19 protein-coding genes are annotated in these 16,078 nt (G+C 37.6%); 12 read left to right on the top strand and 7 right to left on the bottom strand.

Features of this window, described 5'->3' with window-relative positions; all coding sequences use genetic code 11:
• Positions 1–40: 40 nt before the first annotated feature.
• Complete coding sequence (locus tag O5635_RS07445) at positions 41–769, top strand: response regulator transcription factor (RefSeq protein ID WP_036902050.1); 729 nt, start codon at positions 41–43, stop codon at positions 767–769.
• Positions 770–825: 56 nt separating this feature from the next.
• Here O5635_RS07445 and bchM read toward each other — a convergent pair whose 3' ends face one another.
• Both bchM and O5635_RS07435 read right to left on the bottom strand, forming a co-directional pair.
• A complete protein-coding gene (gene bchM / locus O5635_RS07440) occupies positions 826–1,539 on the bottom strand; it encodes a magnesium protoporphyrin IX methyltransferase (RefSeq protein WP_036901585.1) in 714 nt (237 codons plus the stop codon).
• Between the two features lie 27 nt (positions 1,540–1,566).
• A complete protein-coding gene (locus O5635_RS07435) occupies positions 1,567–2,724 on the bottom strand; it encodes an N-acetylglucosamine-6-phosphate deacetylase (RefSeq protein WP_036901588.1) in 1,158 nt (385 codons plus the stop codon).
• Positions 2,725–2,788: 64 nt separating this feature from the next.
• Between O5635_RS07435 and purE the strand changes: the two genes are divergently transcribed.
• On the top strand, positions 2,789–3,346 hold the full coding sequence (purE, locus tag O5635_RS07430) for a 5-(carboxyamino)imidazole ribonucleotide mutase (RefSeq protein WP_241462939.1): 558 nt from the start codon (positions 2,789–2,791) through the stop codon (positions 3,344–3,346).
• 21 nt (positions 3,347–3,367) lie between these two features.
• Here purE and cysC read toward each other — a convergent pair whose 3' ends face one another.
• Both cysC and O5635_RS07420 read right to left on the bottom strand, forming a co-directional pair.
• A complete protein-coding gene (gene cysC, locus O5635_RS07425; protein ID WP_036902055.1) occupies positions 3,368–3,994 on the bottom strand; it encodes an adenylyl-sulfate kinase in 627 nt (208 codons plus the stop codon).
• Between the two features lie 53 nt (positions 3,995–4,047).
• Positions 4,048–4,371, bottom strand: coding sequence for a translation initiation factor (locus tag O5635_RS07420; RefSeq protein ID WP_036901591.1), 324 nt, complete (start codon positions 4,369–4,371; stop codon positions 4,048–4,050).
• 42 nt (positions 4,372–4,413) lie between these two features.
• Between O5635_RS07420 and trpB the strand changes: the two genes are divergently transcribed.
• Positions 4,414–5,664, top strand: coding sequence for a tryptophan synthase subunit beta (gene trpB, locus O5635_RS07415; protein WP_036901592.1), 1,251 nt, complete (start codon positions 4,414–4,416; stop codon positions 5,662–5,664).
• A gap of 24 nt (positions 5,665–5,688) precedes the next feature.
• Here trpB and O5635_RS07410 read toward each other — a convergent pair whose 3' ends face one another.
• Positions 5,689–6,042 (bottom strand): rhodanese-like domain-containing protein, encoded by a 354-nt coding sequence (locus O5635_RS07410; protein WP_036901594.1) that lies wholly within the window; start codon positions 6,040–6,042, stop codon positions 5,689–5,691.
• Between the two features lie 70 nt (positions 6,043–6,112).
• Between O5635_RS07410 and O5635_RS07405 the strand changes: the two genes are divergently transcribed.
• The 8 genes from O5635_RS07405 (at position 6,113) to O5635_RS07370 (ending at position 13,382) form a co-directional block, all read left to right on the top strand.
• Positions 6,113–7,717: a DUF3352 domain-containing protein gene (locus O5635_RS07405; RefSeq protein ID WP_036901595.1), complete on the top strand. Its 1,605-nt coding sequence runs from the start codon at positions 6,113–6,115 to the stop codon at positions 7,715–7,717.
• 202 nt (positions 7,718–7,919) lie between these two features.
• Positions 7,920–9,083, top strand: a complete 1,164-nt coding sequence (locus O5635_RS07400; protein ID WP_036901597.1) for a citrate synthase — start codon at positions 7,920–7,922, stop codon at positions 9,081–9,083.
• A 61-nt stretch (positions 9,084–9,144) separates the two neighbouring features.
• Complete coding sequence (gene nuoH / locus O5635_RS07395; protein WP_193742013.1) at positions 9,145–10,263, top strand: NADH-quinone oxidoreductase subunit NuoH; 1,119 nt, start codon at positions 9,145–9,147, stop codon at positions 10,261–10,263.
• A 122-nt stretch (positions 10,264–10,385) separates the two neighbouring features.
• Positions 10,386–11,033 carry an NAD(P)H-quinone oxidoreductase subunit I gene (ndhI, locus tag O5635_RS07390; RefSeq protein ID WP_036901601.1) on the top strand — a complete coding sequence of 216 codons (648 nt, stop codon included), beginning with the start codon at positions 10,386–10,388 and terminating at the stop codon, positions 11,031–11,033.
• Positions 11,033–11,635 carry an NADH-quinone oxidoreductase subunit J gene (locus O5635_RS07385; protein ID WP_036901602.1) on the top strand — a complete coding sequence of 201 codons (603 nt, stop codon included), beginning with the start codon at positions 11,033–11,035 and terminating at the stop codon, positions 11,633–11,635. The genes ndhI and O5635_RS07385 overlap by 1 nt, the downstream gene beginning before the upstream one ends.
• A 2-nt stretch (positions 11,636–11,637) precedes the next feature.
• Complete coding sequence (nuoK, locus tag O5635_RS07380; protein ID WP_036901605.1) at positions 11,638–11,961, top strand: NADH-quinone oxidoreductase subunit NuoK; 324 nt, start codon at positions 11,638–11,640, stop codon at positions 11,959–11,961.
• Between the two features lie 13 nt (positions 11,962–11,974).
• Positions 11,975–12,871 (top strand): NAD(+) kinase, encoded by an 897-nt coding sequence (locus tag O5635_RS07375; RefSeq protein WP_036901608.1) that lies wholly within the window; start codon positions 11,975–11,977, stop codon positions 12,869–12,871.
• 22 nt (positions 12,872–12,893) lie between these two features.
• The gene (locus O5635_RS07370; protein ID WP_036901611.1) at positions 12,894–13,382 is read left to right on the top strand and encodes a CYTH domain-containing protein; all 489 of its coding nucleotides are present in this window, start codon (positions 12,894–12,896) and stop codon (positions 13,380–13,382) included.
• Between the two features lie 241 nt (positions 13,383–13,623).
• Here the strand turns inward: O5635_RS07370 and O5635_RS07365 are convergent, their stop codons facing one another.
• Positions 13,624–13,914: a helix-turn-helix domain-containing protein gene (locus O5635_RS07365; protein WP_036901614.1), complete on the bottom strand. Its 291-nt coding sequence runs from the start codon at positions 13,912–13,914 to the stop codon at positions 13,624–13,626.
• An 82-nt stretch (positions 13,915–13,996) separates the two neighbouring features.
• On the opposite strand from O5635_RS07365, the gene O5635_RS07360 reads away from it, so the two are divergent.
• A complete protein-coding gene (locus tag O5635_RS07360) occupies positions 13,997–14,899 on the top strand; it encodes a methylenetetrahydrofolate reductase (protein WP_036902057.1) in 903 nt (300 codons plus the stop codon).
• Here O5635_RS07360 and O5635_RS07355 read toward each other — a convergent pair.
• Positions 14,877–16,058 (bottom strand): nucleotidyltransferase family protein, encoded by a 1,182-nt coding sequence (locus O5635_RS07355; RefSeq protein WP_036901618.1) that lies wholly within the window; start codon positions 16,056–16,058, stop codon positions 14,877–14,879. The two genes, O5635_RS07360 and O5635_RS07355, sit on opposite strands and share 23 nt — an antisense overlap.
• Positions 16,059–16,078 lie beyond the last annotated feature (20 nt).

The raw sequence follows: 16,078 nt of genomic DNA, 5'->3' as shown, positions 1-16,078 counted from the left end.
ATCGCTTCTAGATTCTCTACAAGTCTTAATTCTTGAATTTATGAGTGAATCACAAAAATCCGAATTAGATGTGCTTAAGCAGCCTCGCATCTTATTGGTCGATGACGAACCTGGCATGAGAAATGCTGTCCAAGCTTATCTAGAAGATGAGGGGTTCGATGTATCAACAGCCATTGATGGTGAAGAAGGCTGGCAAAAAGCTCAACAAACCATCCCTGACGTGATTATCAGTGACGTCATGATGCCTCGTTGTGACGGTTATACACTTCTTAAAAGACTACGGGAAGATGAAAGGCTTGGAGGGACACCAGTAATCTTTTTGACTGCCAAAGGCATGACCATTGACAGAACGCAAGGATACCAAGCTGGAGTTGATGACTACATTCCAAAGCCTTTTGACCCAGATGAATTAATTGCTCGTGTAAAAAATGTAGTTAAAAGACAAGAGAGGTTATTAACTGAAGCTGCAAGGTTTGCAGATACTGATGTAAGTCAAATGGCTAAACAAATCACTGAAATTCGCTCAATGCTTACGCAAGGAGATGCTAGCAATTCTAAAAAAGACTCAACAATTCCCAATTTCACTCCTAGGGAAGAGAGCGTTCTCCAACTTGTAGCAGAAGGGCTAATGAATAAGGAAATAGCAAGAAAACTTGAAACTTCAATTAGGAATGTAGAAAAATATGTAAGTAGATTATTTATCAAAACTGGCACATCAAGTAGAACAGAACTTGTTAGATATGCCCTGGAGAATAATCTTGTGACCTGAAAATTATTATCAAATTGATCTAGTCAGTAGAATTTAAATATAAAAAACAATTGCACTCATCCTTTTCTAAATTCAATTAATTGAGAAAAATAGAATGGCGCCTGGTTTAATTTCTTACGAAAAACTTTAAAGCCATTGTTCTCTGCAGCTTTGATGATTCCTGATTCACGCAAAATATAAGCTCTTGTTGTCTTGCTAGGACCAGGAAAAAACTGACCAATGGTTTTCAATATTGCAAGCAATGGGGTATAAGGGGCAAAACTAACTATCAACTTTTCCTTACTGAGAGAACAAAGGTGTTGGACCATTTCTTCAGCTGCCTTTTGAGGGTAATGAATAAAAACATCTAGGCAAATAACAGTATGGAAAGACCCTTTAAGGCTCTCAAGATCAGAAGTATTGAAACTAATTTTATCCAAATCAAAACCTGCAAATTTTGTGCGACGTTTCGTTTCTTGAACCATTGAATCAGAAATATCACTAGCAGCAATTGAACCAGCACCTAATGAAAGCAATGGCAGAGAAAGACTTCCGACACCGCAGCCAGCATCACAAAAACTCATTGAACTCAAATCTCCTGATTCTTTGATCCAAGACAACACATCATCAACCGTTTTTTGATGACCTATTCGAATATTGCGTTGTACCTTGTTCACATCTTCACTTTCACTATAAATACGATTCCACCTATCAAATCCAGTCCCATTAAAATATTTGACCACATCCTCTTTTTCAGCCTGTTTCAGCTGGCTCTGACTCTCATTACTCATAGAAATAACTTACTACGGTAGTAGATCCTACTTTGCATGATTCCAAGTGAGTTGCTCTGACGCAGAATCTAAATGCCATCTCAAAAGTTGATTCAAGGATTTTCCAACAATAAAGTCTTGAATGGTTTTCCCTCTTCCTAAGGCAACTCGACCAGAAACAGTAGTTGCCCAAATAGAAGTTGAAAATTGCTTTGTCCATTTAGCCATCCGAATACATGCTTCTAATAAAGGCAAAGTAGTCCCAGCTAAAGTTCCATCCTCAAGTTTGCAAACATTATCGTTCACATTTAATGGTTTCTCCCCCCAGAAGAACTTTTCTCCAGAAAGGCCATAAGGACTTAAAGCATCACTAACTAAAAAAATCTTATCTGGAACCAACTTTTGAATAATTTGTATAACTTTAGGATCTACGTGAATACCATCAGCTATTAAACCAATAGCTATTTCACCATTGATCATAGCCTCAACTAATGGACCAGGAAATCTGTGATGAATCCCTGGCATGGCATTGAAAGCATGTGTAATCATGCTTACACCTTGTTGAAATGCCCTAGAACTAATATCCGAATTTGCAGCAGAATGACCTAAAGAAACAATGATTCCAAGCCGCCTAAGCTCTTTAATAACCTCATCAGCTCTAGGTAATTCAGGAGCAAGAGTAACTAAAGCTATATCTTCCTCATATCCCTCAATAATTTTTTCTAAGTTCTCAAGAGTTGGACTAAGTAAATAATTGGAGTTATGTGCCCCAAAATATTCTTTTGATAAGAAAGGACCTTCAAGATGAGCACCGAGAATTTTACAAGCTTGAGAGCTATGGGACTTTCTTGCTTGATGCAAAACCTCTAAAGAATTCCTTATTTGACTAATTTCACTAGTTACCAATGTTGGGCAAATTGCATCCACACCTTCGAGCCAAAGTTTATCTAGTAGATTAAAAAGTGTTGAAACCTTTTTACCACTGAGCTGATTAAATTCAATCCCAAGACCTCCATTAATTTGAAGATCAATCGCCATGGGACTTAACCAATCGCCATCCCAGCTAATGCAGCTTTCACGGCTAGACGTAAGCGGCATTAAATCAATGGAGTGAACAATACTTTCTTGATCAACTAAAATTGACCAAAGAGCTCTTTCTTTAATTGAAGAAGGCGATGGAAGCCGAATATTGTTAATCCTATACATAATGAAGATTGCATTACTCTTTCAAAGTTAATGCGCGATTAGTTAGCTCTAGTCATTATTAATAATGAACCATGCTTCCAGAAACTTGTCTTCCGAAGATGCTGAGCAAAAAGCACTTGTAGCTGTTGTGATGGGCAGCGATTCAGATTTGCCAACATTGGAGCCTGCAATAAGTTTATTAGAAGAATTGCAAATCGACATTGATGTGCGGATCCTATCCGCACATAGGACACCTGGAGAGATGATTGATTTTGCAAAGAAATCAGAATCAATAGGATTAAAGGTAATTATTGCTGGAGCAGGAGGAGCTGCTCATTTACCTGGGATGATTGCATCTCTTACAACAGTTCCAGTGGTAGGAGTACCAGTAAGCACTCAATCTTTATCTGGTGTTGACTCTTTATATTCCATTGTGCAGATGCCTAAAGGTATCCCTGTGGCAACAGTAGCCATAGGAGGTGGGCTAAATGCAGGTTTGCTAGCGGCGCAAATTTTAAGTACCAACGATAAAGCCCTTCAAATAAAAATTGCCGCTTATCGAAAAAAATTACATGCGATGGTAGTAAATAAAGATAAAAAATTAAATGAATTAGGAGTCAAAAAATATATTTCTAATATGTAATTAATCTTATAAGTATAATTCTTAAAATACTTTCATCTCTCTTAATTTGTTAATGACCTCCTCTACACAATCATCTAAATTTTGAGTACCTGTAGGAATTTTCAATTCAGGAGATAATGGCTCTTCATAAGGGCTTGAAATACCTGTGAAGTCTTTAATCTCACCCTTCCTCGCCTTCGAATACAAACCTTTTGTATCACGCTCTTCACAAACTTTCAAATCAGCTGTACAAAAAATTTCAACAAAGTCTCCTGTGTCTACAAGCTCTCTAGCTTTATTTCTATCAGAGCGAAATGGTGAAACAAAAGCAGTCAAAACAATTATTCCCGCGTCAAGAAAAAGTTTTGAAACCTCACTTATTCGACGAATATTTTCTTCTCTATCTGAATTAGAAAAGCCAAGATCTTTGCATAATCCATGACGAATATTGTCACCATCAAGTACATATGTAGCAAATCCTTTTTCAAACAAAGCAGAATTAACCGCGTTAGCCAAAGTGCTTTTACCAGAACCAGATAAGCCTGTAAACCAGAGAATGACACTCCTATGGGCTCTTTGACTGAAAATCGCCTCTCTAGTTACTGAAGCGTTGTGCCAAACAATATTTTTAGCTTTTGAGGCTAGGCCTTCTTCTGAAGCGGAAGTCATAAATATTTTGAAACTTCCAACCATTCTCTCGTTGAATAGGTCAAAAATAAAATTCAACCCCCAGATTTTTTAGGTTGATAACCCTCTTTCTCTAAAATATTTAAGGCAATGATGACTTGATCTCCTTGTAATTCAAGCAAACCTTCTTTAAAAGTTCCACCAGTTCCGCATTTTGCCTTAAGAACTTTTAAAAGCTTCTTTGATTCAAGCTCTCCTATATCAAGTCCAGTAATCACAGTGACAGTTTTCCCTCCTTTACCTACACGAGTTTTTTGTACTCGAACTGGTAATTCAGCCTTAGACTGAGTTTTATATGAATTATGAGAGACCTTTTTTTCTGAAGTATTCTCAAATTCACGCCAACTTCCTTTTGGCATTTTGTAAATGAGCAATTTAATCTCTATTTTCGGACTTTTCTGGTGACAAGCACGATCCCTTCACAACCCAAAGATATTGATCTTGTGACAAGTGCTCGCCCATCCGCTTCAGGTCGTTTCGGCAAATTTGGTGGGCAATATGTACCCGAGACACTGATACCAGCATTATTAGATTTAGAAAATCAAGCTAAGGAGGCTTGGAAAGATTCATCTTTCACCAAAGAACTAAGTCATTTACTAAAAACTTATGTAGGTCGGTCAACGCCTTTATATGAAGCACAAAGGTTGACTGATCACTACGCAAGGGAAGAAGGGGGGGCAAGAATTTGGTTAAAAAGAGAAGATTTGAATCATACGGGTGCTCATAAAATCAATAATGCCCTAGGGCAAGCCCTTTTAGCATTAAGGATGGGGAAAAAGCGCATCATTGCAGAAACAGGCGCAGGTCAGCATGGCGTGGCAACGGCAACAGTATGTGCTCGGTTTGGACTGGAATGCATTATCTATATGGGCAAACAAGATATGGAGCGACAAGCCTTAAATGTCTTTCGTATGCAACTCCTAGGAGCCAACGTTAGACCAGTCACCTCAGGATCAGCAACACTAAAGGATGCAACAAGCGAAGCTATTAGAGATTGGGTTACAAATGTTGAAACGACGCATTACATTCTTGGGTCAGTCGCTGGTCCACATCCATATCCAATGCTTGTTAGAGATTTTCACTCTGTGATTGGGGAAGAAACCAAAAAACAATGTCAAGAAGCTTTTGGACGCTCTCCCGATTTGGTTATGGCCTGTGTAGGAGGTGGTTCTAATGCTATGGGGTTGTTTCATACATTTGTCCAAGACAGGTCTGTAAGAATGATTGGTGTTGAAGCTGCAGGTGAAGGCGTTGACACACCGCGGCATGCTGCAACTATCACTCAAGGAAGTATTGGCGTACTGCATGGTGCAATGAGCTTGCTTCTGCAAGATAAAGATGGTCAAGTTCAAGAAGCTCATTCAATTAGCGCAGGTCTTGATTACCCTGGAGTCGGTCCTGAACATAGTTATCTCAAGGAAATAGGGCGTGCAGAATATGTTGCGGTAACAGATGCAGAAGCCTTGAAAGCTCTTCAGCTAGTAAGTCAATTAGAAGGAATTATTCCAGCATTAGAAACTTCCCATGCATTTGCATGGTTAGAAAAGCTTTGCCCTACTCTTCCCCCAGGTACCGAATTAGTAATCAATTGCTCAGGGAGAGGCGATAAGGATGTTAATACTGTTGCAGAAAAAATTGGCTCTCAACTTTGATGAATAATTACTCATTACACCATTTCAATATCTAGGAATCGATCTGTCTACATCTTCACTCCATGCATCAATGCCTCCAAGAAGATTCCATACTTCACAGTTACAACCTTGTTCGATCATCCAACATCCAAAGTTCCAACTTCTGATGCCTGAATGGCAAAAAATCACCACAGATTGATCACTAGATAGTCTAGACAAGAATTCAACTGCTACTTCGCCCATTCTGCTTAATGGCAAATACTCAACTTTATGGGGTAAATTTGCAATTTCAATTTCGTTGTCTTCACGAACATCTACCAAAACCGGCTTCTCTGGTTCATCTCTTAACCATTTATCCAAATCTATTGCAGTGATATTTCTTGGAACTTTCTGATTCATTTCGTTATTAAGGTCAACTAGAAAGAGATTAAAGGCTTATAAGAAAGAAGAACTAAACATTTACCTAAGTATGAAGGCTCGCCCCTTCCTTATTGGATTCAGTTTAGTAGTCCTAATATTTTTGATCATATTCTATGGAATCAAGAGACAATCCTCTCTTAGAAGTCCAACCAATATAAAAGCTGATTTCTTAGAAATCCCAAAAGCAGCTAAGTACTTACCAAAAGAAGCTCCTTTAACAATTCATTTAAATGTAGACCCAATTCAATTCCCAAGTTATATAGAGGCGGCAAGCACGCAGAAAAATAGCATTAAAGCCAACCATAAAGCGACTCAACTGAGGGATGGACTGTTCGCACTGGCAGGACTAGACTTTGATAATGATTTATCAGAATGGATAGAGCCTAGGTTGAGTTTATCTATACTTGAAACTTCTACAGAAAAAGTGGATTGGATTCTTGCACTAGAAAGCAAAAGTGATTTTAATTTGAATGATTTTATTGAGAATTATTGGAGAAAAAAATCACTAAATGAGACTATAGTGAACAATGAAAACTATAATAATATTACTATAAATTCTGGATACAAACAACCACTTGGGGAAAATATAACTCAATTAGCAACTGCTTTAGTAGAAGATAATTTAATACTGATTAGCCCAAACATAGATGTCATTAAAAATAGTATTGATACTTCCATAAAATCAGTAGATAGTCAATTCGACGACGATTACTTAAGAAGACAGATTGAAAATCTTGACGAGGGGATTGGCATGGTATATGCATCTAAAAAAGGTATAGATGAATGGTTAGGAATCCCTTTAGAAATTACCAGTACAATTAATTATGATAAACTAATAGCATCATTTAAAATTGATAAGTCGGATTTACTAATTGATAGTATATTCCTCCTGAATGAGAAGGTTCTGCCCCCATTTGAAAATGAATATCAAGATTGGAAATACCTTATCAATAAAACCAAGGGAGAGGTCAAAGACATTGCAGTAATAAATGATCCGTTTAAATTAATCAATGAAGATAACGAAGATCCTTTATCTAAATTGATAGGTCCTATTTTTAGAAACTATATTGATAAAAACAATAATCAAGCTTTAAGATTAATAGCAGATTCCAGAAAAGGTCCATTTGTTTGGTTGAACAAGGAAAATGGCTGGGTAGTAGGTACAAATGATGCTGCTAAAGAGAGTGAAGTAAATGAAACACTTTTAGAGGAAAACTATACAAGAACTTCTCTATCTTTAGGCAGTCAGGATATAGAAGTGTGGTCTAAAATGCTGATTAATAATTTTGATACATATAACAAATTAAAAACAGAAATTCCAATCATTCTTTATAAAGGTAATGAATCAAATTGGTGGAGCAAAGAAGCTAATGCTCTTCAAGAGAGAAGTGAAGGGGAAGAGATACTGTTAAGTCCTCAAATCAAAAGATTTCAAGAGTTGGTAATAAAGAATAATTATGTATTCCATCAAATTTTCCTAGGCAGTAATACAGCTCAAAATGAATTAAAAGCATGGAAACCGTGGGTGCTTTTTCAAGCTTTCATAGGTCATTCTTTACAATCAAATTTAAAAGGTGTAGGTATAGCAATATTAATACCAGACGATAACCACCCTCAGAGAATTCATATCCAGGGAATGCTTGCAATGGGTTAAGAGTACTTTCGTACCGTTTTAACAGAAAGAACTAATCAAAGTTCAAAGCCCAAAGAAATCTAATCATCTAAGGGAATGAAGCTGCTTTTGACCAGTGGAAATAATTTCTCTCTAGAAATGATCTTTGGTACTTTTCTAAGAAGTTGATATTTGGAAGTATGTTTATAAAGGAGATTTATTCAGGCAACTAGTCATAGACAATATGAAAGAGCAAAAGAGTATTGCTTTAAAACCAGGTCTGGAAGGAGTACCTGTTACTCAGTCTGCCATCTGCGACATTAATGGGCATGAAGGAGAATTGAAATATAGAGGGTTCTTAATTGAAGAGCTAGCAGCCAAAAGTAGTTTTCTAGAAACCACATACCTTCTGATATGGGGTGAACTGCCCAATTCAGATCAACTCAAAAATTTTGAAAAAGAAGTACAAATGCATCGCAGACTTAGCTTTCGAGTTAGGGATATGATGAAATGCTTCCCAGAGTCTGGTCATCCTATGGATGCACTTCAATCAAGTGCTGCATCTCTAGGTCTTTTTTATTCCAGGCGAGCAATTGATGATCCGAAATATATTTACGATGCCGTAGTGCGCCTAATTGCAAAGATTCCAACAATGGTTGCTGCTTTCCAATTAATCCGGAAAGGTCAAGACCCTATACAGCCCAAAGATAATTTGCCTTATTCTTCGAATTTTCTTTACATGCTTACTGAGCAAGAGCCTGACCCACTTGCAGCAAGGATATTTGATCGTTGTTTAATTTTGCATGCAGAGCATAGTCTTAATGCAAGTACTTTTAGTGCACGTGTGACTGCTAGCACCCTTACAGATCCATATGCGGTTATCGCTTCTGCTGTAGGAACTCTCGCAGGCCCTTTGCATGGTGGGGCAAATGAAGATGTAATAGCAATGCTTGAAGAGATCAAGACACCTCAAAACGCAGGACCTTATTTAGACAAGGCAATTAAAAGCAAAAGTAAAATAATGGGTTTTGGTCATCGTGAATACAAAGTAAAAGACCCTCGGGCTAGTCTTTTACAAGGTTTTGCCGAAGAATTATTTGCAAGGTTTGGCAAAGATGAAATGTATGAAGTTGCAAAAGCTGTAGAAAGAGAAGCCAGTCCTAGACTTGGGCCAAAGGGTATTTATCCAAATGTTGACTTTTATTCTGGACTGGTTTATCGAAAACTAGGGATTCCCAAAGATCTATTTACTCCTATTTTTGCCATCTCAAGAGTTGCTGGTTGGCTTGCTCATTGGAGAGAGCAGCTTAGTGCCAATAGAATCTTCAGACCAACACAGATTTATACAGGTCAAAAAGAAAGGTCATGGATTCCACTAGAAGATAGACCCAGCTCTGAATACGACTAAATTTAAATGGAAGTCTTAAAAAGCAATGTTCACTAACCTTCAGATAGATCTAGGAACTTTAGTGAATTCAGGATTAGACCTTGAATTGAGCTTCAACAATCTTCTTAAAGGATTTGGTCTGTCACAAGAGCTAGCTCATGTGCTTTGGCTGCCACTTCCAATGCTTTTAGTTTTAACTTCTGCATTGATTGGTGTACTAGTAACAGTTTGGCTTGAAAGGAAAATTTCAGCAGCAGCACAACAACGAATTGGCCCCGAATATGCGGGGGCTTTGGGCATTCTTCAACCTATGGCTGATGGCTTAAAGCTACTTGTTAAAGAAGACATAATACCCGCCAAAGCAGACAGCACTCTTTTCACATTAGGTCCAATTTTAGTATTAGTCCCTGTAATACTCTCTTGGTTAATTGTTCCTTTTGGGCAAAATCTACTTATTAGTAATGTTGGCATAGGTATCTTCTTATGGATAGCTCTCAGCAGTATTCAACCAATTGGATTACTAATGAGTGGTTATGCATCTAATAACAAATATTCATTATTAGGAGGCTTAAGAGCAGCTGCTCAATCAATTAGTTATGAAATCCCTCTAGCTCTATCAGTCTTAGCGGTAGTTATGATGAGTAATTCTTTAAGTACAATCGATATTGTTAATCAACAAAATAGTTTTGGATTTTTAAGTTGGAATATTTGGAGACAACCCGTTGGCTTTCTAATTTTCTGGATATGTGCTCTAGCGGAATGTGAACGCCTTCCTTTTGATCTTCCTGAAGCAGAAGAGGAGCTTGTCGCGGGTTATCAAACTGAATACGCAGGTATGAAATTTGCTCTTTTCTATCTTGGTAGCTATATAAATCTTGTTTTATCAGCATTATTAGTATCAGTTCTTTATTTAGGAGGTTGGGGCTTTCCTATTCCTGTGGAATGGATGACACAATTATTTGGTCAAAGTCTTAACACGCCTTTAGTCCAAGTTTTTACAGGTACTCTAGGCATTGTAATGACGGTATTAAAGACATATTTATTGGTTTTCTTAGCAATCTTGCTTAGATGGACTACTCCCAGAGTTCGTATTGATCAATTATTGGACTTAGGTTGGAAATTCTTGCTACCAATTGGACTAGTAAATTTACTTTTTACGGCTGGGCTAAAACTTGCATTTCCTATTGCATTTGGGGGTTAATCAAAAAGGTAACAACATTAGGCAGCAATCCAATAATAATTTAAATAAGCAGTAATACCTATGAGGTTGAAAGGACTAGTAAAATTTATACAGGCCTTAATACACGCTTACGCAAGAGTCAAATGGCTGGGTTCTTTCAACAAATAACTGAATACACCAAAAATGCCTTTAGTGCTGGGAAGTACTTGATACAAGGACTTTCGGTGACTTTCGATCACATGGGACGAAGGCCAATAACTGTTCAATATCCATATGAGAAACTTATCCCCTCGGAAAGATATCGCGGAAGAATTCATTATGAATTTGATAAATGCATAGCCTGTGAAGTTTGCGTCAGGGTATGCCCAATTAATCTTCCTGTCGTTGACTGGGTAATGAATAAAGAAACAAAAAAGAAAGAGTTAAGAAATTATTCCATTGATTTCGGAGTATGCATTTTTTGTGGAAATTGCGTTGAATATTGCCCAACTAATTGTCTTTCAATGACTGAAGAATATGAATTAGCATCATTTGATAGACATAGCTTAAACTTTGACAATGTTGCCTTAGGTAGATTACCCACAAGTGTCACTACCGATCCATCTGTGAAGCCCCTTAGAGAATTTGCTTATCTTCCTGAAAAAATAATGGATCCCCACGATCTCAAGCCAAGCGAAGCTAGAGCTGGAAAATTACCTTCGCAAGTTTTAGAATTAATGAATCAAGAAGCAAATAAACAAGAATTAAGCAACACAGAACCAACTAAATCAAAAAAGATGGGGGAAGGCTAATGACAATTGCTGGAAGCACTGAGCAACTCTGTTTTCTTATTCTTGGACTAATAGTTATAGGAGGATCAATAGGTGTGGTATTGCTAAATAACATAGTTTATTCAGCATTCCTCTTAGGAGGAGTCTTTATGGGTGTAGCTGGGTTATATCTTTTGTTAAATGCAAGTTTTGTTGCAGCAGCTCAAGTTCTTGTATATGTAGGAGCTGTAAATGTTCTGATACTTTTTGCAATTATGCTAGTTAATAAAAAAGAAGAGCTTAAGCCAATTAAGTCATTGCAAATTAGAAAGCTACTTTCTGCAGGTGTTTGCGGTGGTTTGTTAATCTTATTATTTAGAGTGGATTTAACAACCAATTGGGCAACCCCTGGACCTCCCGCAATAGGGGAACTATCAACTGAAAGAATTGGTGAACATTTATTTAGCGATTATTTATTACCATTTGAGCTAGCTTCAGTACTTTTACTAATGGCAATGATAGGAGCAATTGTTTTAGCCAGAAGAGATGTTTTAATCAGTGATGTTGGTACAGGCGACTCTGTAAATCAAAATCTTATTGAAAAAGCAAATGATCCAATTTTAATTGACCAAACTTCTAAATAATAATGAATAACTCTGCACCAATTCCATTAGAAGGTTACCTTATAATTGCCTCAATTCTTTTTTGCATAGGCGTTTGGGGCCTTATAAATAGTCGTAATGCTGTAAGAGTACTTATGAGCATAGAACTAATGCTTAATGCTGTAAATATTAATCTAATGGCTTTCTCGTCTTATATAGATGGTAATCTTATAAGAGGTCAAGTTTTTACTGTTTTTGTGATTACTGTGGCTGCAGCGGAAGCTGCAGTAGGACTGGCAATATTAATATCCTTATATAGAAATAGAACAACCGTAGATATGGAAAGTTTTAACTTACTAAAATGGTAAATAATTACTAAATATGCAACTAGATTTAGTCTGGATAATATATAAATCAAATAGTAATTTAGCGCAGGAAGAGTCTTCTAATTGCTCAGAAAAATTGCAATCAATTGGTATAAAAGTTAAAACCTTTGAAAGCAATTTAGCGTCAAATTCTCTAGCTGATTCTTTAAGTTCAGAAAATAATTTGCCTAACCTAGCTATTGTTCTTGGCGGAGATGGAACAGTCCTTGCAGCTTCTAGATATCTAGCATTAAATCAAATTCCAATTTTAAGTTTTAACGTTGGTGGAAACCTTGGTTTTCTTACTCACGATAAAACATTATTAAATAGTGAAAATCTTTGGGAGAGAATTAGCTCTGATCATTTTGCTCTTGATTGTCGCATGATGCTCCAGGCAAGTATTGAATTAGTATCGAGCAACATTAAGAAGAGCGTTAAACAAGATTTTTGGGCATTAAATGACTTTTATTTTCGTTCTTATCGTGATGAAATTTCACCAACTTGTTCACTAGAGTTAGCCATAGATGGAGAAGCGGTAGATATTTATAGAGGAGATGGGTTAATTTTATCCTCACCTACTGGATCTACCGCATATGCAATGGCTAGTGGTGGGCCAATACTTCATCCAGATATTGAAGGAATTGTTGTAAGTGCAATATGCCCAATGAGTCTTTCTAGCAGGCCAATTGTTATTCCTTCAGGCTCTAAACTAGTAATCAAGCCACTAGGAGATACCACTCAAAAAGTAAAACTTTGGCAAGACGGTATGAGCAGCTCTCTAATGCATCCAGGCGATCAATGTTTAATAAAAAGAGCTAGGCACAATGCTCATTTTTTAATTCTCGATCAAAGAGCTTCTTACTATAGAACCCTCACACAAAAACTTCATTGGGCTGGAAGTTTTTCAAACTAACTGTTCTCCCTTAATTAATCAAATGCCTATTGAGATTGAAAGAAGATTTCTTGTTCAAGGTGAAGATTGGAAAGAGTTGACAACACAGAGTGAAGATATTCGCCAAGGATATCTAGCAACCAATTTTTCAGAATGGATTACACGGATAAGGATTATTAATAATAAGAATGCAATATTAACACTCAAAAATTCATTGCCTGGTATAGAAACACTTGAGTTTGAATACTCTGTTCCAATTGATGATGCAGAAACAATGTGGAAACATTTAAAGCATAAAGTTGCCAAGCAAAGGTATTATCTAGATCTCCAGCCAGGTATATGGGTTGTTGATTGTTTTAAAGAAAAAAATGCACCATTAATAATTGCAGAAGTAGAACTAGAGACAACTACATCAAAAATATGCCCTCCACCTTGGTGCAGGAAGGAATTAACAGGGCTGAGAAGATATAGCAATGCCGCACTAGCCAAAACACCCTTTGCAAATTGGCCTACCAAGGAACCCAATACATAAAAGGCCCTAGATAAATTGGCGATAATCCTTTAGATTCTCTTTATATTCTTAGCCGGTCTCTTCGGCTAGCCATTCAGCAAATGCTGGGAGGGAATAAATTTGTTTGCTTTATATGACCTAGAAGGAATCCTGCGTTTCTCATGCAATGACAAAGAAGCATGTGAAGCTTATGCAGAGCTCCTTGAACTCCAAAAAGGAGAGTATTCCTTAATGGATTTACCAGAAACCAATTTTATAGAAGTTAACGCTCATCCATCAAAGAAGATTCATCGTCGTCGGGCAACGAGCAGCAATTAAAGCCATCCCTGCAAATCTTCCCATGGTCCATTGCCCAATTTAGAAGAGCAACCCGATTTTTCGACCCAGTCTTTGTAAACATATTGCTTACATGATTATCAACTGTTCGTTTACTAATGGTTAACTTTTGAGCTATTTCCTGATTGGTTAAACCATCAGCGACCAATTCAATGATCTCCATCTCCCTTGCTGAGAGGGACATTTGACCTGAATTAGAGAAATCCCCTGAAAACATGCCCTCCTATAAGCCTATTAATTTCATATTAGGCAAACTAGGCTGTTTGATAAGCGATAGTAATTATCTCATTAGAAAGCAATTGAATTCAGTCCTCGAAAACGCTCTTAATTCTGAGGGCGCAGCTATTACTGCGGAGATAATGCCTCCAAGGGGTGGAGATGCCTCTAAGGCCATTGATATAGCGTCCAACCTTGCAGGGCGTATCCACGCATTTAATGTCACAGATGGAAGCAGAGCAATAATGCGAATGAGCAGTCTTGCTGTATGTAAATTGCTTTTAGAGGCAGAGTTAGAGCCTGTTTTACAAATAGCCTGTAGAGATAAAAACAGAATTGCTTTACAAGCAGAACTTCTAGGGGCCAATGCTTTAGGGATTAAAAATGTGCTTTGCCTGACAGGTGACCCTGTAAGAGTTGGAGATCAATTAAATGCAAGACCTGTTCATGATTTCGAGTCTATTCAACTACTCAAGCAAGTTTCTGCATTCAATAAGGGCAAAGATCCTGTCAAAGGAGAGTTACCTGATGGACAAACACGTTTATTTGCGGGCGCAGCAGCCGATCCGAATTGCAAAAGTTTAAATAGCTTAATGAAAAGATTAGAAAGAAAAAAAAATGCTGGGGCTCATTTCTTACAGACACAAATGGTAATGGATCCAAGGGTTCTTGAACGTTTTTGCAAAGAAGTGGCTACCCCGCTTGAATTACCAGTCCTTGCTGGGGTCTTTTTATTGAAATCTGCCAAAAATGCTGCATTTATCAATAAAGTTGTTCCTGGTGCTTCAATCCCAGAGACCATTATTCAAAGACTTAATGATTCTTCCAACCCTTTGGAGGAAGGCATTGCAATAGCAGCCGAACAAGTCAAAAGTTTTACTGGGATCGCAAAAGGAGTCCACATAATGGCAGTAAAAGCTGAGCGATTAATTCCTAACATCCTTGATCAAGCAAATCTTAAAATCACGACGAAGCAGATCCAATAAGATCAGTTCCTAATAATTCAGCCATTGCCTTTTGCTGAGGAGAAGGTTCTCCTAAATCTTGCCTTCTGGCATCAGTAATCAACCAATCCAAAGCAGCTTCTTGCAAATCAAAGTGATCACCATTTTTATCAACACAATACCTTCCAAAAACTAATTTCTCCAACAATTGCACTCCAGGGCCAATACGGGAATAATCAAAAATAATTGAGTTATCAATTGTAGCTCCTTCACAAATGCAACAGCTCGGGCCAATCATTGAAGGGCCAATAATAGTTGCTCCATCTTCAATGCGAGTCATTCCTCCAACATATATGGGACCATCAACTTTAATTTTGTCCCAATTTGCCGCGACATTAAGTCCAGTAAAAACTCCAGGTCTGACTTCTTTCCCTGGGATATCTACCTGACGAACTTCCCCTAGCAAGACACTTCTAATGGCTTTCCAGTAATCAGGAACTTTACCAATATCAACCCATTCAAAGTCCATAGGCAGTGCATAAAAAGCAGCTTCCATCTCGACCAGTCTTGGGAAAAGATCCGACCCAATATCAAATGGTTGATCAGAAGGTATATGTTCAAAAATTTCTGGTTCAAAAAGATAAATACCTGTATTAATGGTTTCACTCAAAGCATTGTCTAAAGAAGGTTTCTCTTGAAATGCCTTAACACGATCATCTTTATCAGTAACTACTACGCCATAACTGCTGACCTGATCTTTAGGAACTCGCTTAGTAATTAATGTTGCCAAAGCACCTTTTTCTTTATGCCGTCTAACTGCCTCAGAAAGATCTAAATCAATCAGAGCATCACCACACAAAACAACAAAGGTATCGTCAAAAAATTCTTGGAAATCTTGAATTTTTTTTAATCCGCCAGCAGATCCCAGGGCATCTCCTATTAATTCTCCATCTTCAATACGACCTTCAAAGCTATAAGCAATTTCCACTCCAAACCTTTGGCCATCTCTAAAGTAATTCTCAATTTCCTCGGCTAAATGAGAAACATTAACCATGACCTCCTTGAAGCCATGCTCCTTTAGAAGTTCCAACAGAAACTCCATAACAGGCTTCTGAAGAATTGGAATCATTGGCTTTGGGATCACGTGAGTGATCGGCTGGACACGTGTTCCTTTGCCGGCCGCCAGGATCATCGCCTTCATAGGCGTTGTGTTCCTCGTTA

This window comes from Prochlorococcus marinus str. MIT 0919 (genome assembly GCF_027359375.1).
In the GTDB taxonomy this organism is placed as follows: Bacteria; Cyanobacteriota; Cyanobacteriia; order PCC-6307; family Cyanobiaceae; genus Prochlorococcus_D.
Note: the sequence above shows the minus strand (reverse complement) of the source record. Positions and strands in the feature narration are given on the sequence as shown.